The organism is Sorangium sp. So ce406 (assembly GCF_051474675.1).
Classification (GTDB): domain Bacteria; phylum Myxococcota_A; class Polyangia; order Polyangiales; family Polyangiaceae; genus Sorangium; species Sorangium cellulosum_G.
On sequence record NZ_CP150340.1, the window covers coordinates 11,109,831 to 11,129,592 of the forward strand.

Consider the following 19,762-nt stretch of genomic DNA (forward strand, 5'->3'; position numbering starts at 1 on the left):
CCCGCCGACGCAGGGTGCCACCTCATGAGACCTTGCTCTTTCCTCTCGCTGGCCGCCGCGCTGGCCGCTCTCGCCGTCACGCCTGCGCCCGCGCGGGCGCAGGACGCGCCCGTCAAGCCCGAAGGCATGGCCCTGAGCCGCTTCGTCCCGGCGCCCGCCGGGGACCGCATGTTCAGCGTGCCCTCCCCGTTCGCCGCGGGCCACCTGACGCCGCACGTGATGCTGATGGCCGACTATGCGAGCAATCCGCTCGTCCTGCGGCGCGAGCGCGATGACGCGGAGATCGGCGCGGTCGTCAGCGATCAGCTCACGTTCCGGCTCAACGCGTCGCTGCCGCTCTGGAACAGGGTGAGCGTCAGCCTCGACGCGCCGGTCACCGCGGTCCAGTCGGGAGAGAGCCCGAACGGCGGCGGCCAGCAGTTCACCTCCCCGAGCGGCGCGGACATCGGCGACCTGCGGTTCGGCGCGCGCGTGCAGCTCTTCGGCGCGTACCACGACCCGCTCCAGGTCGCCCTGGGCGCGTACCTCTGGCTGCCCACCGGCGCGGACGACGGGTTCGTGAGCGACGGCAGCGTCCGCGCGATGCCCTACGTCGCCGTCGGCGGCCGCATGGAGCGGCTCGTGTGGTCGACCGCGCTGGGCACCGAGCTGCGGCGCTCGCAGTCGTTCGGCGGCGTGGCGCAGGGGACGATGCTCACCCTCGGCGGCGGCGTCGGCATCCTCGCCGCCGACGGCCGGCTCCAGGTGGGGCCGGAGCTCACCACCGCGATGGTGCTCGAGGACATCAACGGTCGCACCTTGAACGCGGAGCTCCTCCTCGACGCGAGGTATCGATTCCTCCCCTTCATGGAGGCGGGCATCGGCGTCGGGCCGGGGCTCACCTCGGGGATCGGCACGCCCGACCTGCGCGTCGTCGCGATGGCCGCCTTCACGCCGGAGCAGCCCACGGACCAGGACGGGGACGGCATCGGCGACCCGGAAGACGCCTGCCCGAAGGTGCCCGGCGTGCGCAGCGACGACCCGCGCAAGCACGGCTGCCCGCCGCCGCCGGATCGGGACAGGGACGGCATCGCCGACGCCGACGACGCGTGCCCGTTCGTGGCCGGCGTCGCCAGCGACGACCCCCGCAAGCACGGCTGCCCGCCGCCGCTCGACCGGGACAAGGACGGCATCCCCGACGGCGAGGACGCGTGCCCGCTCGTGGCCGGCGTCCGGAGCGACGACCCGCGCAAGAACGGGTGCCCGGCGGACCGGGACGAGGACGGCGTGCCCGACGGCGAGGACGCGTGCCCCGACGTCAAGGGGTTCCGCTCGAAGGACCCGGCGAAGAACGGCTGCCCGCGCGACACGGACGGCGACACGTTCCGCGACGACCAGGACGCCTGCCCGAGGGAGAAGGGCTTCGCGGATCCGGATCCCGAGAAGCACGGCTGCCCGAAGGCGGTGCGGGTGACCGAGAAGAACGTCGTCATCCTCCAGCAGGTGCAGTTCGACACGGACAAGGCCACCATCAAGCCGGTGAGCGATCCGCTGCTCGACGAGGTCGCCCAGGTGCTGAAGGAGCACCCGGAGATCGTCCTCATCGAGATCCAGGGTCACACGGACGACCGCGGCACCGACGAGCACAACCGGACCCTGTCGCAGAACCGCGCCAACTCGGTCATGGCGGCGCTCGTGCGGCGCGACATCGACTCGACGAGGCTCACGGCGCAGGGCTATGGCCGGGACCAGCCCATCGACGACAACAAGACGGAAGCGGGGCGCCAGAGGAACAGGCGAGTCCAGTTCAACATCATCAAGAAGGCCGCGTACAAGCCGCAGGTCGAAACCGGAGAAGATCGATGAGAAAGCAGTTGAGCGTCACCGGTCTCGCGCTACTCACGCTGATGGGCCTCACGACCGCCAGCGCGACGGCCGAGCCCAAGCTCCGGGTGCAGGTCGATCAGCAGGGCGACTTCGCCCTCATCGGGAGCTCGATCGGGCAGGAGTGCCGCTCGTCGACGCCGCGGCCCGCGGAGGGCACGGTCGGCGACTGCGGCGCGTCGACGGTCGAGTCGGGGCCTGATCTCCTCTGGCGCTCCGACTCGCCCGAGGACGGCAAGGCGGAGGCGAACCTCGATATCACCCCGGAGACGGCGCGCACCACCGCGGTGCTGGAGCTCCCCGAGGGAGCGACGGTGACGCACGCGTACCTCTACTGGGCGGCGCGCAACACGGCCGGCGCAGACACCGAGGTCGAGCTCCACCACGAGGGCGGCTTCGACGGCAAGGTCACGTCGATCGACTCGGTCGAGACGGTGATCAACCAGGGCAAGCCCAACGAGTCGCACAACTACCAGTCGGTCGCCGACATCACGGCGATCGTGAAGGAGAGCGGCGCGGGCGCCTACCGGGTGGGCGGCGTGGATGTTGTCGACGTCAGGAACAGCGACGACGACGTGGTGTTCGTGGCGTGGTGGATGGTGGTGTTCTACGAGGCGCCGAAGTCGCCGATGCGCAACCTCGCGCTGTTCGACGGGCTCGATCGGGTCTCGGAGGGGAACTCGCAGCAGGTCGAGCTCTCGGGCTTCAAGGTGCCCGACGCCGGCTTCACCGCCAAGCTCGGCATCATCGCGTTCGAGGGCGACAACACGAACTCGGGCGACAGCGTGTTCTTCAACCCGCAGAACCCGGGGAAGCCCGACGCGGCCGAGGCGCTGAGCAACGAGCTGAACCCCGCGGACAACTTCTTCAACAGCACCCGATCGACGCTCGGAAAGCCGGTGTCGATCGAGGGCGATCTCCCGAGGATCGCGGGGACGCCTCAGAGCATGTCGGGCGTCGACATCGATATCGTCGATGTCAGCGCCAAGCTCAAGCCGGGGAACGATCGGGCCACCCTGGTCGCCACGAGCAGCCAGGAGCTCTTTTTCCTCGGGGGGTGGGTGACGTCGATCTCCAACTTCGGCCCCGACTTCAGCAAGTCGAGCAAGGTGGCGAAGGATCTCGGCGGGCTGCCGACCTACCGCGGCGACACGATCGAATACCGCATCACGGCGACGAACACCGGCAACGACGACGCGGTCGACGTGGTGCTGACCGACGCGCTGCCCGCCGGCGTGACGTTCGTCCCCGGCTCGCTGGAGATCGTCGACGGGCCGAGCGCCGGGCCGCAGACGGACAGGGCGGGCGACGACCTCGGCGAGTACGATCCGCAGACGCGGACCGTCACGTTCCGGCTCGGCGAAGGGGCGGACGGCGCGCGGGGCGGGGGCATCCCTGTGGACGGGAGCGTGACCGTGCGCTTCGAGGTCACGGTCGACGTGGAGGCGCCGGACGTCATCAAGAACCAGGCGAAGATCGCGGCCGGCGGCGCGATGGGCGCGCCGGTCAGCGACGACCCGACCGACGGCAACGGCGACGCCCCCGGCGCGCCGCCGACCGAGGTCGCGCTGGAGCCGGAGGGCTTCTACGCTGCCGGGAGCGGCATGGTCGGCGCCTGCGCGACGAGCCCGCGAGGCCGGGATGGCGGCGCCGGGTGGCTCGCCGGGCTCGCGCTGGCGGGTCTGCTCTGCCGGCGGCGCAGAGCGTAGCGCTTCGACAGGACGGGCGGGTGGCGCTGGCGGCGGTCGTGAGCGCGCCCGAGCGCCAGCGCGCCCGCGTCCCCTCGAGGGGCGCAAGCGCCGGGCGACGGCCGGGCGGCGCGCCTGCGCTCAGTTGATGGTGAAGGACTTGCTGACCGCGACCGGCGCGCCGCCGAAAGCGGGCACCCGCGCGCCGCGGAACACCCTGGCGACGCAGCCGCCGACGCTCGTGCCGGCGAACGGCGCGCCCTGGACCTCGGCCGACGTGACGTTGCCGCTCGGCGCGAAGGTGACCCTGACCTTGCCGGTCCCGGTCGGGCCGCCGGCCTTCTTGCAGCTCTTGGCGGATCCAGCGGCGGCGCCGAGCGCCGAGCTCGCGGCGCCGCGGTTGAACTCGCCGCCGCCCGACGGAGCCGCCTCCGCGGCGGGCTTCGACGCCGGCTTCGCCGCGGCGGGCGCCGCCGCGGCAGGCTTGTCCCGCTCCGCCGCCGCCGGCTTCTCGGCCGCGGGCGAGGCCTGCGCCGGGGCCGGCGTCGCCGCGGCGGCAGCGGTCTCCTCCGAAGCGGCGGGCGCCGCCGTCTCCGCCGGGGGAGGCGTGTCGGCCGCCGCCGTCTCGGAGGGCGTGGGCGCCGGCGGCGGGGTCGTCGTCTCCACCGGGGGCGTCGCCTCGACGGGCGCTGTGTTCGTCTGCTCCGGCGTGACCGTCTCCTCCTTCGGCGACTGCATGAAGAAGAAGGCGACGCCGCCGATCAGCGCGACCGCGACGGCCGCGGCGGCGATCAGGCCCGTGCGGCTCCGCTTTGCGGGCGCCTCCGGCGCCGTGAACGGGGAGAGCGACGGGAGCGACGAGAGCGGCGCCGGCGGGACGGACGACTTCGCCGATCCCGACATCGACGGGGGCGGCCGCGAGTCCGTCACCGGCGCGAGCAGCGGCGGCGGCGCGAGCAGCGGCGCGGAGGCGATGGCGCCGCCGCCGAGGTTCAGCAGGTCGTCATAGCCGGCTCGCCCGTTGTTCTTCGCGGGGCGGGTCGAGGGACGCCGGCCCGACGGGGCCTCCTCCGGCGCCTGCTTGGCCGCGGCGTTCTCGGTCGCGGTGAGCGCCGAGAGCGAGAAGAGGACCGAGTTCTCGTTGCGCTCACCCACCTGGCGGTCGGCGCCGGGTTGCGGCGCGGGCGCCGCAGCCGGCTCCGCGGCGCGCTCGGCCGCGCTGAAGACATCGACAGCGGCCGCCCGACCTGCGCGGCGCGCGGCCGCCGGGGCCGGGGTGGCCGCCGGGGCCGCGGCGTCCGGAGCCGGCGCGGATGCCACCGTGGCGGCCGCCGCAGGCGCCGGTGCGGCGGCCGCCGCAGGCGCCGGTGCGGCGGGCGACGCCGCCGCAGGGGCAGAGAGCGCGGCTGCGGCGCCCGGCTGGTTCAGCCCGCGCCGCTGGTCCTTCATGACCACGGTGCCCTCGGGCCCGAACTTGAGCCCGGCCGGGGCCGGAGCCACGGGCACCGCCGCAGGCGCAGGCACCGCCGCGGGCGCAGGCACCGCCGCGGGCGCAGGCACCGCCGCGGGCGCAGGCACCGCCGCGGGCGCAGGCACCGCCGCGGGCGCAGGCACCGCCGTCGCCGCGGGCACCGCCGCGGGCGCAGGCACCGCCGTCGCCGCGGGCGTCGCCGCAGCCGCAGCGACCGCGGCCTCTGCCGGCGCCGCATCCGCCTGCGGCGCGAACTGCTGCCGGAGCTCGGGAACGCTGGCGATCGGCAGCCAGTCACCCATGCCCTCTTTCCAGACGTACGTGTCGTTGCTGAGCGCTCCGCGGGCGTACGCCTCCACGAGCTCGGCCGTCGTCATGGTGCGCTCGTCGCCCTCGGCGACGTTGACGGTCCACGCGTCGGGCGAGGCCGCACCGCCCGCGTCGGGCTTCGACTCGGCGTCGTCCGAGAGATCGCCCTGCTGCCCCACGGTCGCGTCCTGCGACGCGGCTGCCGCCGCGGAAGGGTCATTCGCGCCGGTGACGACCATCGCGTGGTTGCACTTCTTGCATTTGATCTTGACCGTCTTGCCGACGACTTTCTCGTCGGCAATCGTGTACTTCGCCTGGCAAGACTCACACGTAATCTTCATGCGACTGTCGCCCTTCCCGTTCCGGCTTGCGGGCATGGGTTCAACGACCACACACGCGCACGTACACGCGTCCCGGTCGTGTTGATGGCAGGATAGCGGGATGCCGCGAGGCCGATCAAGGCGGCGACTTTTTTTGTGAACCGGGGACGGGACCGCCGGCATCGCGTCATCTCGCAACGCGCTTCCGGCGCGGCGCGGCGGGATGACGCAGCGCGCTTCGATGCTGCGCGCGATCGCCGCCGAGCGGTGCGCCTCAGTTGACGAGGACGAGCTGCGTGCCGTCTTTACCGCAGAACATCGCCTCAGCTGGATAACGCTCGCCGCACGTCGGGCAGATCTTGCCGCGCGGCGGCGGCGCCGGCTGGACCGGCGCCTCGGCGAGCGGGGCCCCGGCGGACGCCGGCGCCTCCTCCGCCCCGGCGCCGCGCTCCCCGAAGGCGCTGCCCGTCGATGCCGGGCCCTCCAGGTCGCCCCCTGCCCGCCGGCGGCCCCGGCGCAACAGGATCAGGCCCGCGAACCCGAGGCAAGCGGCGACGCCGCCCACGATCGCGACGAACAGGTTCTTGCGCTGGCGCCCCAGGTCCTCCCCCGCGGTGGTGCGCCCGCCGATGGTGCCGGTCGCGATCGTCACGGAGGCGGCCTCGTCGCTCTCGCCCGCCTCATTGAGCCCGCTCGTCGCGAGGAGCGCCTCGTACCGATCGGGGCTCGTCACCTCGATCGAGACGGTCACGCCCTTGCCGGCCACGGACGCGACGAGGCCGAGCTTCCCCTCGTCCGCGTCGGCGCCGATCGAGAGCGCGCCGGTCGCGTCGACCGTCGCCGCGGACGCGACCGGCCCGGGCGCGATCGACCACGTGGGCCGCGTCGGGAGCGCGCACCCCTCCGCATCCATGACGAGCGCGCGGAACTGGAAGCGCTCGCCCGGGCGCATGAGCTTGCGCGACGGCGTGACCTCGAGGCGCGCCGGCTCGCCGGGGGCGTCGCAGGTGCGCGACGCCGCGGGCTTCTTCACGGAGGCGGCGGGCGGCGCGCTCGCGGCGGCCGGCGGCGCGCTCGCGGTGGCCGGCGCGCTCGCCGCGGGCGGCGCGTCGCCCGCGCGCCGGACGAGCGTGTACGTCCGCGTCCTCGTCACGGAGGCGTTGCAGGTCGTGTCCTGGATGATGAACTGGTACTGCCCCGTCTCGACCATCTGGATGCTGGTGTCGGTCGCCTGGGTGGTCGTGGTGACGACGGCGCGGCGGGGGTCGTTGGGGGGCGTCGTGCAGCGCGTCTGCCAGGAGCGCGCGTTGCCGGACGCCGAGTGCTTGCTCCGCGCGAGCCCGGGCATCTGCTCCCAGCACTCGGCGGTGCTCCACGGCCGGCCGGCGCCCGAGATCGAGAGCTCCGAGCCCTGCTGCTGGATCTGCACGGCGCCCCCCGGCGCGCCCTGCGGTCGCGGCCTCGGCCCGCACGCCTCGCCCCACGCGGCGACCGACCACTGCTCGGTGAGCGGGCTCGCCGTCCACGACCCGCTCAGCGTGGGCAGGTCCTGCGCGGCGCCGGTGCGCGGGGCAGCGACGAGCGACGAGGCGAGGAGCGCGAGGAGCAGGGCCGGCGAGGCGAGCAGCGGGCGTCCCACGGCGGAACCCTAGCAGCGCCCGCCCGCGGACGGCACCCGGCAGCGCCCGCCCGCGGTGTCGGTCGCGCTCGCGCCTCTCGGGACAGACCGGCACGACGGCGACGAAGCCGACAAGGACGAGGACGACAACGACGAGAGGAGGGATCACGCGTCGGCATGGGGAGACGTGGCACGACGTGGCACCGCACAAAAGCACGCGCGCCCCAAAAAGGATCTAGACAGGCGAAGCGGAAACTCGGTATCTTGAAAAATGGTCCTGTGCGCACTCTGCATCAAATCCCGCTCGGAGACCCCGCGTGCCTGATCCGATCCTGTTCGTCCCTCGAGCCCTGCAGAGGGGCGGAGAGGGGTGCGGAACGCGCCAGTGCGCTGCCGCACGCGTCGCGCGCGTCGACAGCGTCGACAGCGTCGATTGACGCCGCGGGCCGCCCTTGTCCCTGCGCTCCAACACACGGAGTGTGGATGCGGGCTGACGAGCGCGGGCTGGGCATGGGGGTGCCCAAAAGCGTCACCGCACAGGCCAAAAGCGTCACTGTGCAAGTCGCCGCCAGCGATGATTTTTTCGCGTATCGCTGCCAGAAAGATCTGGACACTTTCGACACCGAGTGGCTAAGTTAAACACTGTCTCTTTGCGCATCCGCTCTCCGATCCGAGCCAAGGCGCCCGCGTACCTGATCTGATCCTGATCAGCCCCGCGGGGCGCAGCCCGACCGGAGCCCGCGAAACCGACCTCGCCTGACCCGTGTGTCATGGTGCCTGCTATTCGGATGACGCTCCAGCAGTGGTTCACCCGTGAGGACCTCAAGGAGCTACCAATGAAGCAGTTCGCAATCGCCTCATCCGCCGCGCTCGCCACCCTGTTCATCACCGCCACGAGCTTCGCCAACACCACCGCGCCTTCGCCGACGTGCACCGTCATCAAGCGGGGCACCCTGGGCGACATCTTCAACGCCGAGATCTGGAGCCTTGCTCCGAGCTACCACGTCCCGTCGCCCCACGAGGTGAACACGGGGTACTCCAGCACGGTCGGCGAGAAGCGCGCCCTGTTCCGCTTCGATCTGAGCCCCATCCCTGCCGGCTCTCTCGTCACGTCCGCCAAGTTCTACGCCCTGACCTACACCAGCACGGCCCAGACCGTGTACGTGCACCAGGTGCTCGCCCCCTGGGCCGAGAACCTGGTCACCTGGAACAACCTCGGCGCCATCGAGCCCGCCGCGTTCACCTCGTTCGTGCCCAACGTTACCGGGTGGAGCAGCGTCGATCTCACCGGGCTCGTACAAGAGTGGGTGAGCGGGGTTTCACCGAGCTACGGCGTCCTCCTCGAGGAGGGCACCACCGGAAAGACGTCTTACAAAGGCAGCGCCCACACCGACCTCTCGTACCGCCCGCTCCTCGAGGTCTGTTACACGGCCCCGAAGGGCTCGATCGGCGACAAGGTGTGGTTCGACGCGAACGCGGACGGCATCGAGGACGCCTCCGAGCTCGGCATCTCCAACGTCGTCGTCGACCTCTTCAACGACGCGAACTGCGATGGCTCCGCGGACTCCGGCGACCCCAGGACGACCGTGACCGACGCGAACGGCGCCTACCGCTTCAGCGAGCTCGAGGCGGGCTGTTACGTCGTCAGCGTCGATGACGCGACGCTCCCGCTCGGGCACCTCCTCACCACCGATGACGAGCCGCTCGCCGTGTCCATCGACGCGGGCGAGCACGTGACGGACGCCGACTTCGGCTATGTGACGTACTCGTCGATCGGCGACACGGTGTGGCTCGACAGCGACGCCGACGGGCTCTACGAGCCGGAGACCGGCGAGCTCGGCGTCAACGGCGTCCAGGTCGAGCTGTTCCAGGGGGGCCAGCTCGTCGACTTCACGGTCACGGCCAACAGCCCCTACACCGGCCAGCCCGGCTTCTACCTCTTCGACACCCTCCCCGCGGGCGCCTACTCGGTGGTCATCACCGCCGACAACTTCATGGAGAGCGGTCCGCTCGCCGGACAGGAGCCGACGGCCGATCCCGACGGCGGGCTCGACAACACGGGCAACGTCTCGCTCGGCTGGGCCCAGGACCTGCTCGACGCGGACTTCGGTTACCAGCTCTCCTGCGGCAACGGCGTCTGCGGCGGCGACGAGAGCTGCTCCACCTGCGCTGTCGACTGCGGCACCTGCCCGCCAGTCTGCGGCAACGGCACCTGCGAGGTGGGCGAGGACTGCGGGAGCTGCAGTGCCGACTGCGACGTCTGTCCGGCCGTGTGCGGCAACGGCACCTGCGAGGCCGGCGAGGACTGCGGGAGCTGCAGCGCCGACTGCGGCACCTGCCCGCCGGTCTGCGGCAACGGCACCTGCGAGGCCGGCGAGGACTGCGGCACCTGCTCGGACGACTGCGGCACTTGCCCCGCGGTCTGCGGCAACAACACCTGCGAGAACGGCGAGGACTGCTCGAACTGCGCCGGCGACTGCGGCGCTTGCCCCGCGGTCTGCGGCAACAACACCTGCGAGGCCGGCGAGAACTGCCTCGAGTGCCCGAGCGACTGCGGGATCTGCCCGCCGGTCTGTGGCAGCGGCGTCTGCGAGGCCGGTGAGACCTGTTCGAACTGCGCGGCCGACTGCGGCGCTTGCCCGCCGGTCTGCGGCGACGGGGTCTGCAAGGCGGGCTTCGAGAACTGCTCTAGCTGCGCGGCCGACTGCGGCTCCTGCCGGTGCGCGTCCCCCGGCACCGGCAGCCCCGGTTACTGGAAGAACCACGAGAGCGCGTGGAAGGTCTCGAAGCTGACCATCGGCAACAAGACCTACACGAAGTCCCAGCTCCTCGACATCATCAGCCGCCCGACCAAGGGCGACGTCACGTACATCATCGCGAAGCACCTCATCGTCGCCAAGCTCAACGTTGGTATCGGCAACCAGTCGAGCTGCATCGAGGACACCATCGCCCAAGCCGACGCGTGGCTGAAGAAGTACCCGCTCGGCAGCAACGTGAAGGAGAGCGGCAAGAACTCGCCGTGGGGGACCGGCGAGCCCCTCGCCGAGAAGCTCGACAAGTACAACAACGGGCGCCTCTGCGCGCCGCACCGCGATGACCTGGACTGCGATGACGAGCGCGACCACGACCGTGGTTGCCGCTGAGCGATAAACGCCCCCCGGGCCAGCGCCGCCCCGAGCTATCGCTCCGAGCGCGCGGCGCTGGCCCGTCCCCCTCTGCCCTCCTCACCCCTTCCCTCTCCGCCGCTCCTCGCCGAGCGATCTCGTCAAGAGAGGCAGCTGCATAGCTGCTCGCTCGCCCCGACCTCCGCGGCCGTTCCGGCTGTTCCAAGGTCACCGACCTCTTCGGCCATGACGCCACGGACGCCGTTGCGCCGCCGCCCTCGAGGCACGCGGCTCCCGCTCGGAGTGGAACGGCCCTGCGCGGGAGGCGATCTGCGCGCGGGCCGTGAGGCGCGACCCCGCGAGGCCGGGAGACGGAAGTGCCCCACGCGTGCGCGTGATCTGCCCCTCCGCGCGACAAATTGCCCCTACGAGGCGGAAGGGGACTCCTGCCGGCGCGCGCTACGCCGCGGACACCACGGTCCCGCGAGCGCAACATTCTCGTCGAGCCCGCTCCACTGCACAGGGAGGACAGGGTGGCACGGGCGCTGCAAATCCTGCGGGTTCGATCGCCGAGGACCGCGGTGGACGGTCCGAGGGCGCGGTGTTGGCGGGCCTGTAGTTAAGGAGAAGCGGCCATGAACCTGACGGAAAGCTGGATTGGCGACAAGCCCTTGGTCCCGCCTTGCGGCTTGTTCGGCAAAGGTCAGCGTATCCTCCTCGCGGAGGACGACGACGATATGCGAGCCACGCTCGCCCTCGCGCTCCGGCGCGACGGGTTCGAGGTCTCGGAGGCGCGCAACGGCCTCGAGCTGCTCGACAAGGTGGCGCCCTGGCTCGGTGGGCAGGAACCGCCGGAGCCGATCGACGCGATCGTCAGCGATATCCAGCTGCCCTGCTTCTCGGGGATGGAGATCCTGGAGGGCCTGTCCGAGCTGCGGCGCCGGCCGCCGGTCATCCTGATCACCGCGTTCGGCGACCCCCACCTTCACGCGGCCGCGCGCAGCCTGGGCGCCTCGGCGGTGTTCGAGAAGCCGTTCGACCTCGATGATCTCCGCAGCGCGCTGTTCAACCTGAAGGACAGCGCGAAGGACAGCGCGAAGGACGCGCCCGGCTTCGACGGCGGGTTCTGACGCGGCGCGGACGGCGCGCCCAGCAGGGCAGAGCGCTCCGCCGGGGGCCGCTGGCCAGCGCTCAGCCGTCCGGCCGCGGGAGCGGCGTCGCCGCCGCCCAGGCCGCCACGCAGCGACGCTCCTCCTCGGTCATCTCCAGCATGGTCGCCACCACGGTGTCCAGGTGACGCCGGGCCTCGCCGGGCAGACCCGCGTTCGCCGGGCCGAGCTCCCGCCCGAGCGCGTCCAGCGCGGCGATCAGATCGGCCCGGCCCGGCGGGGGCGCGGGGATCGCGCGCAGGTGCGCGATCTTCACCTGCGGCATGCCCTCGCGCGCGTCCCGGTGTCGGGTGTAGTGCCACCACCGGACAGGCGAGGAGTTGAGGTAGCAGAGCAGCGCATACTCGCTCCAGGTGGCGTCGCAGAAGCCGGCGAGGATCGAGTTGCGGAACGGGAGGCCGTCGCTCAGCGCGGCGATCGGGTACCGGGCGGTCTGCCGGATGAGCAGCCGCACCGCCCTCCAGTCGTCGTCCTTGCGGAAGCGGCCCTTCACGGCGGCGCGGTCGACGTGGTGGCGCGGCGCGCGCGCGATGAGCTCGCCCACGTCGGAGCCCTCCCGGATGGGGCAGGTGTACGGCGGCACGGGGACGTCCGCGCGCCGGATGCGCTCGGCATCCTCGGCCGTGGTCTGGAAGCCGCGCTCCCCGAACAGGGCGGCGGGGAGCGGGGCGAGCGCGCTCAGCCGATCGAGGAGCCGGCTGGCCACGACGTCGAGGTCCGAGCGCGCGAGGGGCCACGGGGCGCCGGCCGCCGCCCGGGGGGACGCGGGGCCGACGCGGCCGACGCGGGTCGAGAGGAGGCCCATGCACGGCTGGAACACGCCCTCGAAGGCGTCGCTGCCGAAGCTCGGGAGGTCCGGGTCCACGGCGCAGAGGGCGTCGTGCGCGCGCCGCGTCGGGCGGTAGCCGTCGAGATCCGAGACGGACGTCGGGATGACGAGGCCGAGCCGGCCGCCCGGCCGGAGCAGCGACGCCGCCCGGCGCACGAACAGGCCGTGCAGCGAGCGGTAGCCGTGAAAGGCCGGGTTCCTGCGGAGGTGGAGGTTGAAGACCTCGGGCGCGATCGGCTGCGCGGCGCGGCCGACGTACGCGACCCAGGGCGGGTTGCCGATCACGGCGTCGAAGCCCGGCTCCGGGCGATCGAAGACCCCGGGGAACGCGAGCTCCCAGTGCAGGAACCGGCGCTCCTCGGCGATGCGGCGCGAGAGCGCGGCGCGCGGGTCGGCCGGCTCGCGCGCCGCGGCCATGTGGCGGTCGAACGTCTCCGCGGTCGGCGCCGCGGCCGCTGGATCGCCCTCCAGGGGCCAGAACCACAGGGCCATCCAGGCGTCGAGCGCCGCCTGATCCGCGACCGCGGCGCGCTCCGCCTGATCCGCGACCGTGGCGCGCTCCGCCGCGTCGCCGGGCGCGCCGGTCGGCGCGTGCTCCGCCCGCGCGGGCGCCCGCCGCGTCAGCGCCCGCCGCGCTCGCCGCTCCACGGCGACGTCCGCGGCGCCGCCGCGCGACCAGGCGTCGACCGGGAAGGCGCCGATCTCCGCGCGCGAGGCGCCGATGAGGCTGTCGCCGCAGCGGAGCTTGCCGTCGAGAAAGCTCAGCGGCACGTCCGCCTGCGCCACGACGAGCCAGAGCGAGAGCCTGGCGAGGTCGACCGCGAGCGGGTCGAGGTCGACGCCGTACAGGCAGCGCGCCGCCACGAGCGCCATGGCGCGGCGGAGCGGCGGCTCCCCGGGCGCGAGGTACGGCCCCTCGCCGGCGCGCTGCCAGGCCGCGGCCAGGTGCGCGGCGAGCTGGCGGCACGCCTCCACCAGGAACGCGCCGGATCCCATCGCGGGGTCGCACACGGCGAGCGCGAGGATGTCGGCGGGCGCCAGCGGCCGCCCCGCCGCCTGGAGCAGCGGCGTGAATGTACGTTGCACGACGTGACACGTGATGTCACGCGGTGTATAATAAGAACCAGCGCGTCGTCTGACCTGCCCCGGCTGAAGGTAGAGCATGCCGCGCGCGATCCGGCCCGGCTGCCGCGGGGACGCGCGACGCGCGAGCGCCTGCGCCAGATCGGCCACGGTGCCGGCCGCGGCGACGGCGGCGGCGTGGCGCGCGCCGAGCTTCAGGTCCGCCGCCTCCTCGAGCCGCGCGCGCCGCTCGCCGCCGGGGAGGGCGAGCAGCGCCTCCAGGTCGACGACCACGTGGGACGGCAGGAGCGCCATCGACTCGCCGTCGGCGATCTCGAGATCGAGCGCGATCACGCCTTCGTAGAGCGTGCCGATGTGCTCGACCTCGAGATCGCCGTAGCGGACCCTCGCGCCGTCGTGGACGAGCAGCGCCGAGAGCGCGCGGCGGAGCACGCCGTCGCTGAGCCAGGGCGCGCTCTCCAGGAAGGGGAACGCGTCCGGGTCGCAGAGGCCGCCGCGCGCGCCCCGCGGGCCGCGGTCGGCGAGGGCGCGGAAGAGCGCCGCGACGCGCGCCCACGCGCCGTGGCGGCGCTCGAGGTCGCCGCCGCACCGCAGGTGCTCCTCGAGCTCCTCGAACAGCCGCGCGACCGGCGCGCCGTCGCCGGGCGCGCCGGCCAGCAGCCCGCGCGACTCCGCGTAGAGGAGGAAGATGATCCGCATCAGCGCGGCGACGAGCCCGGCATGGAGGTGCCGCCGCCCCGCAGCGGTGCCGCCGCGCGCGACGTCCGGGCCCTGCAGATCGGCTGCCTGGAGGCCGCGGAGGAGCTCGCCCAGCGCGCGCTGCGCCTGCTCGCGGAGCTGCCTGGCCACGCCGTCGGCGGGCGGCCCGGCCTCGCCGCGCGGCGCGCCTGCCTCCCTTGCGCCGCCGGGCGGCGCGGCGACCTCCCCCGCGCCGTCGGGCGGAGCGAAGGCGCCGACCCGTTCACGGTCGCGGCGCGGGGCGGCGCTGAGCTGAGGGGATTCCGAGGACACGCGGGGCCGCGCGAGCATTGCGGAAGGAACGGGGCGCAGGCAAGCGCCCCGTCGCCGGGTCGCGCGCGGCCGCGGCGGGGGCCCGGCCGCGGGCCGCCACGAGCGACGGGCGGGCGCCGGGCAGCGCGGACCGCCGCCGCGCGGCGACGCCGGGAGAAGAACAGGGCATCTCGGATCTCTGCGCGCTCGACCCCGGCGATCTCGCCGCTCGACGCCGCCGGCGCGCTGGACAGGAGTCCTTGCTCGCCCGGAGATCCTCGCGCAGCGCCGTTTACCTGAATGCTCGTGAGCGGGTCTCCGGCGCGCCCGTGAGGGGGTATGGATCGTGCCGTGTGTCCCGGGATGAAGCCTGAGCTGATCGAACGATACGCACTCGCCCATCCGCGCAATTCACACCCTCGCTCCGCGCCGCGCCGCGGCGCCCTGCTCGCCGCGCTCCTGCTCGGGATCTCGGCCTGCCAGGGCGCCGGCGAGGAGCCCGAACCGGAGGCCACCGGCGCGGTCAGCGCGGGTGTCGGCCTCTATTCCGGCATTCCCCAGGACGGCATCGTCCTCGGGGATCCGAGCGCGCCCATCACGCTGGTCGAGTTCTCCGATCTCCGCTGCTCGCATTGCCGGGATTATGCGCTCGAGGTGCTGCCCGCGATCCTCGAGCGCCACGTGAGGACCGGACAGGTGAAGCTCGTGTTCCGGAACCTCACGTTCCTCGGCCCAGGCTCCGTGCAGGCCGCGCGCATGGCCGCGGCGGTCGGGATGCAGGACCGGCTCTGGGACTTCGTCGACCACTTCTTCCGGATCCAGGCGCGCGAGCGACCGGCGATCACGGACGATCTCCTGCTGCGCGTCGCCGCCGAGCTGCCGGGCGTGGACGCGGCGCAGGCGATGGCCCAGCGCGACGGCGCCGAGGTCGCGCGGCAGCTCGCGGAGGCGCAGGCCGAGGCAGGGCGCCTCGGGATCCGCGGCGTGCCGGCGGTGTTCCTGAGCCGGCAGGGGCAGGAGCTCCGCCGGCTCCGCCTCACCTCGATGTCGCCGGAGCCGATCTCCCGCGCGATCGAGCTGCTCCTGCGCGCGCCGCCCCCGCCCATGTGACCCCGACGAGGCGGCGACGAAGGCGAAGAGGCGCCGTCCCCCGCGCCTTTTGCTAGGCTCGCGCGGGGATGACCGCCTCGCCGTATGTGTTCCCTCCCCCGCCCCCCTCGCTGCGCGGCCGGCGCCGCGAGCTCGCGACGCTCACGGCCGCCCTGCGCGCGTCGCGCCCGACGCGCATCGCGCTCGTCGGCACGGGCGGCAGCGGCAAGTCGACGCTCGCGTGCGCGCTCGGGCACAAGCTCGCGCGCGAGCTCCCCGGCGGGATCCACTGGTTCCGGGTCGGCGCCTGGGACGCGCGCACGTTGCTCGGCATGCTGTCGCTCCGGTTCGGGGCAGGGCCGTCGCCCTCGCTGCCGGCGCTGCGGCGCCGCCTGCGGGCGCTCGGGGAGATGCTCATCGTGCTCGACAACCACGAGCACGACCGCGCCGTCGCCGAGCTGCTCGACGACCTGCGCGACGAGGCGGTGACCTGGGTCATCACGGCGCGCCGCTGCCTCGTCGCCGGCGTCTCGATCTTCCCGGTCATCGCGCCGCTCGTGACCTCGGGGCAGAGCCCCTTCCCCGCGGTCGCATCGCTGACGCGCCTGCTCCGCTGGAACCCCGTCTCCCTGGAGCTCGCCGACGCGATCGTCACGAGCGGCGCCGCCGACGTCGACGAGCTCCGCGGCTGGCTCGTGGCGGGCGGCGTCGACCGCGTGCAGGTCATCGATCACGAGGACGACCTCCCCGAGGTCGGCCTGCTCGTCGCGTGGGCCTTCCGCGGGCTCACGCCGGCGGCGCGCCGGATGCTCGCGGTGCTGGCGCACTCGAACGGCGACCACATCGACGAGGCGTCGCTCGCCGAGCTCGCCCGGGCGGGGCGGAGCGCCGGCGACGCGCTCGCCTCGCTGCGCCGCTTCCGGCTGGTGCAGGAGCCGTTCGCGGGCCGCTTCGCGCTGCACGCGACGGTGCGCCACGCCGTGCTGAAGCGCACGCAGTTCGATCAACGGCGCTTCTTCGAGCATTACGTGGCGCTCCTCGAGCGCGCTCCGGAGCGGCTCGACCTCGAGCAGACACACCTGTTCGCGGCGATGGACTACGCGCATGACACGGGGAGCGTCGCGGCCGCGATCCGCGTGAACGAGCTCTTCTCGCGGCTCTCGCTCTGATCAGAACAGCCGAGGCCCACGGCAGACGAGCGCTCGCTCGAGCGCCCTGTCACCGCGGCGCTTCCGGGCACCCCACGTGCTGGCAGCAGAGCTCGACGAGGCGCCTCAGCACCCATTGCCCCGCGGGGCCCATCACGAGCCCCGGCCGGTGGACAACGGCGAGCGCCAGGAGGTGCTCGTCGTCGCCCCACGCGTCCGGCCGCAGGCGCACCAGGCGCCCCGTCCCGAGGTCGTCGCGGATCATGTGCTCTGGCAGGTTTCCCCAGCCGAGCCCGGCGCACAGGAGCTCTCGCTTGGTCTGGAGATCCACGACGCGCCACGTGCGGGGGGACAGGACGGCCTGCTCCGGCGAGCGCGCCGCGCCGCGCTCGCTCAGCACGATCTGCACGTGCTCGCGGAGCTGCTCGGTCGCGAGGCGCGCGGCGCCCTGCTGGGCGGCGGCGAGCGGGTGGGACCTGGCGGCGACAGGCACCATGCGCACCGACGTGAGGTGCCGGCGCTCGAGCCCCTGGGCCGCCGCGGCCGGCCCGACGACGCCGAGCTGGCACGTCCCGTCGAGGACCCTGTCGGCGACGGCGGCCATGCTCTCGGTGTGGACGACGAGCTCCACGGTCGGGTAGACGCGCGCGAACTCGACGCAGAGATCGACCAGCGCGGACAGCGGGAACACCGCGTCGACGCACAGCGAGACGAGCGGGTCGAGGCCGCCGGCGAGCCGCTGCGCCGCGCTGCTGAGCGCGTCCGCGTCGGCGCACACCCGCCGCGCGGCGTCGAGCAGGACGCGGCCGTGCTCCGTGAGCGCCGGGATCCTCGTCGATCGGTCCCAGAGCACGACCCCGAGCTGGCCCTCCAGGTTGGCCATCGCGTGGCTCACGGCCGACTGGACGCGGCGGAGCTTCCTGGCCGCCGCCGAGAAGCTCCCCTCGTCGGCGACCGCGATGAACGTGCGGAGCTGATCGAGCGTGATGGAGTCGTGCACCGGGCACCACCATGCCACGGCTCGCCGCGGCGCGGCGGCCCGTTACCGCGGCGCCGCGGCCCGGCGTCCGCCCGCCGGCGGCGGGCCTTCCACGCGGGTGAGGTCGACAAAAACAGCGCGGCGGCCGGGACAGGCGAGGAGCGTTTTCCCAAGGGGTCTACCCTCCAGCCGGCCGCGCGGCCCGCGGGCGGGTAGACCCCTTTTTTTACGCTCCTCGCCTGCCCCGGCCGCCGGCGCGCGCTCGACGGAGCGCGCTCGTCACGGCCTGGGACAGCCGCCGACGCCGATCAGAGCGGCGGGTTGGCGTTCTTCACGCACTCCACGAAGTACTCGTGGAACCAGTAACCCGCCTCCGGCGCGCGCTGATCCGCGTCCTCGTAGCCGCAGAACAGGTCGTAGCGCTCCGCGCTCTTGTCCGCGGTGCCGTCGGAGTCACCCGGCGGCTTGACCCAGTAGAAGGCGTCGAGGCGCGTCGCGCCGCCCGGGTTCGCCCTGGGCCGCTCGCCCATGCCGGCGCCGATGTTGTTGCACCAGTAGCCCCAGTCCGCCCGGATGTTGCCCCGGCCGTTGCGGCTCGTGTCGATGATGAAGTGCTTGTCGCCGAGGCCCACGGCGCCCAGCGCCTGGCCGAACTGGTTGACGTAGTCGTACTCGCCGAAGCAGGGGTTGAACTGCTGATCGTAGCTCTCCGCGCCGTCGGCGTACTTGAGCTGGGTGTAGTTGGCGACGTTGGTCGCGAAGCCGCGGACGTTGGGCGGATTGCCGGCGAGGTCGAGGACCTCCTTGAAGATCGCGGCGCCCTTCTCCTGGTTGTCCGGCCATCCGAGCCACCCCGAGTGGGCGGCGTCGATGTAGTGATGGACGTTCGACATGTTGAGCTTCTTGAGCGCGTACGCGACGCCGTCCTTGTAGCCAGCCGCCGTCTCCTCGGAGCAGTCCTTCTGGCCCATGTTCGTCGCGAGGTTCGGGAGCGAGTCGGGCTCGATGACCGTGACGATGCGCAGGCTCGGCCGGGCGGCGAAGATCTCGGCGATCTTGTCGATGAACTCGGCCTTGTACCGCGCGGCTCCACCGTTCTCGAGCCGGAGCTCGCCGTTCGACGCCTCGGCGAAGCAGTCGCGGTTCGGCAGGTCGTACACGACGATGACCGGCACGACCGGCTTGCAGAGCTGGTTCTGGAGCTCGATCGCCTTGTCGAGGTGCCCCGCGAGGCGGTCGACCGCCGCGATCCTGTCGAGCCAGAACGCGGTCGGGATCGACTGGACCTTCTTCATCTTCTCGATGAGGGCCGCGTCCGTCGTCATGTCGATCGACGACTGGACCTTCGCGACGTACTCCGGGTCCACGAACAGCTCCGCGCCGTCGAACGGGTTGCCCGTGGTCGCGATGTTGACGCCCCCGGGGCAGGAGCCCGTGCCCGCGCCGGTGCTGCCCGTCGGGGTGCCCGTGCCGGTGCCGCCCGTCGGGGTGCCCGTGCCGGTGCCGGTGCCGCCCGTCGGGTCGACCGTGCCGGTGCCGCCCGTCGGGGTGCCCGTGCCGGTGCCGCCCGTCGGCGCGCCCGCGCCGGTGCCCCCCGGGCCGCTCGCGCCGCCCGCTCCCTCGTCCCCCCCGTTCTCGCCTGCACCCGAGCACGCCGCGAGAGATGCGGCGATGAGGACCGCACACCAGTTGCTCAACCCCAGATGCGAATTCCTTCTCAGCATACTAAGCCTTTCATCTACTTCGCCAAAGGAACCAGGCAAACTCAGCACGTCAAGATTAGCGCGCCGAATCTAGACCAACGGTTTCGCTGGAGCAAGAACAAACGACGACTGCGCGATCTCACCGTGGCTTCATCATCTGCCGTGCGGTTATTTTTTCACGGCGAATAAAACACGTCCGTCCACATCTCGCTTCACGCGCGCGTCACGGGCGCGTCAAACCACGGCGCCGCAGGGATGCTCCTCCTGTGGAGAACGCGCCGACGCGCATCGCGCGCGCTGCCTCGTGATCGCTCAACGCAGCGCGTGATCATCACGACTGGACAGCGCGGCCCGACGCTCGGTGACGTGGCAAACCACCAGAATCGTTTCGGGTTTATT

At 72.9% G+C, this 19,762-nt stretch carries 11 protein-coding genes; 6 read left to right on the top strand and 5 right to left on the bottom strand.

Annotated features, from left to right (window positions below):
• Window positions 1-24: 24 nt before the first annotated feature.
• Both WME96_RS41820 and WME96_RS41825 read left to right on the top strand, forming a co-directional pair.
• Window positions 25-1,845, top strand: a complete 1,821-nt coding sequence (locus WME96_RS41820; protein ID WP_437287115.1) for an OmpA family protein — start codon at window positions 25-27, stop codon at window positions 1,843-1,845.
• Window positions 1,842-3,572, top strand: coding sequence for a DUF11 domain-containing protein (locus tag WME96_RS41825; protein WP_437287116.1), 1,731 nt, complete (start codon window positions 1,842-1,844; stop codon window positions 3,570-3,572). Before WME96_RS41820 ends, WME96_RS41825 begins: the two co-directional genes overlap by 4 nt.
• A gap of 120 nt (window positions 3,573-3,692) precedes the next feature.
• On the opposite strand, the gene WME96_RS41830 is transcribed toward WME96_RS41825, so the two are convergent.
• Together WME96_RS41830 and WME96_RS41835 are read right to left on the bottom strand one after the other, a co-directional pair.
• On the bottom strand, window positions 3,693-5,672 hold the full coding sequence (locus WME96_RS41830; protein ID WP_437287117.1) for a zinc-ribbon domain-containing protein: 1,980 nt from the start codon (window positions 5,670-5,672) through the stop codon (window positions 3,693-3,695).
• 253 nt (window positions 5,673-5,925) lie between these two features.
• Window positions 5,926-7,290, bottom strand: coding sequence for a hypothetical protein (locus tag WME96_RS41835; protein ID WP_437287118.1), 1,365 nt, complete (start codon window positions 7,288-7,290; stop codon window positions 5,926-5,928).
• An 815-nt stretch (window positions 7,291-8,105) separates the two neighbouring features.
• Between WME96_RS41835 and WME96_RS41840 the strand changes: the two genes are divergently transcribed.
• Together WME96_RS41840 and WME96_RS41845 are read left to right on the top strand one after the other, a co-directional pair.
• Complete coding sequence (locus WME96_RS41840) at window positions 8,106-10,412, top strand: SdrD B-like domain-containing protein (RefSeq protein ID WP_437287119.1); 2,307 nt, start codon at window positions 8,106-8,108, stop codon at window positions 10,410-10,412.
• A 596-nt stretch (window positions 10,413-11,008) separates the two neighbouring features.
• Window positions 11,009-11,503, top strand: coding sequence for a response regulator (locus WME96_RS41845; protein WP_061606167.1), 495 nt, complete (start codon window positions 11,009-11,011; stop codon window positions 11,501-11,503).
• 61 nt (window positions 11,504-11,564) lie between these two features.
• On the opposite strand, the gene WME96_RS41850 is transcribed toward WME96_RS41845, so the two are convergent.
• Window positions 11,565-14,465, bottom strand: a complete 2,901-nt coding sequence (locus tag WME96_RS41850; RefSeq protein ID WP_437287120.1) for an Eco57I restriction-modification methylase domain-containing protein — start codon at window positions 14,463-14,465, stop codon at window positions 11,565-11,567.
• A 342-nt stretch (window positions 14,466-14,807) separates the two neighbouring features.
• On the opposite strand from WME96_RS41850, the gene WME96_RS41855 reads away from it, so the two are divergent.
• On the top strand, window positions 14,808-15,554 hold the full coding sequence (locus WME96_RS41855; protein ID WP_437287121.1) for a DsbA family protein: 747 nt from the start codon (window positions 14,808-14,810) through the stop codon (window positions 15,552-15,554).
• Between the two features lie 68 nt (window positions 15,555-15,622).
• Window positions 15,623-16,702: a hypothetical protein gene (locus WME96_RS41860; protein ID WP_437287122.1), complete on the top strand. Its 1,080-nt coding sequence runs from the start codon at window positions 15,623-15,625 to the stop codon at window positions 16,700-16,702.
• 49 nt (window positions 16,703-16,751) lie between these two features.
• Here the strand turns inward: WME96_RS41860 and WME96_RS41865 are convergent, their stop codons facing one another.
• Entirely contained in the window at window positions 16,752-17,681 is a 930-nt protein-coding gene (locus WME96_RS41865; protein WP_437287123.1) for a LysR family transcriptional regulator, read from the bottom strand.
• 287 nt (window positions 17,682-17,968) lie between these two features.
• Window positions 17,969-19,357, bottom strand: coding sequence for a glycoside hydrolase family 6 protein (locus WME96_RS41870; protein WP_437287124.1), 1,389 nt, complete (start codon window positions 19,355-19,357; stop codon window positions 17,969-17,971).
• Between the last annotated feature and the right edge of the window lie 405 nt (window positions 19,358-19,762).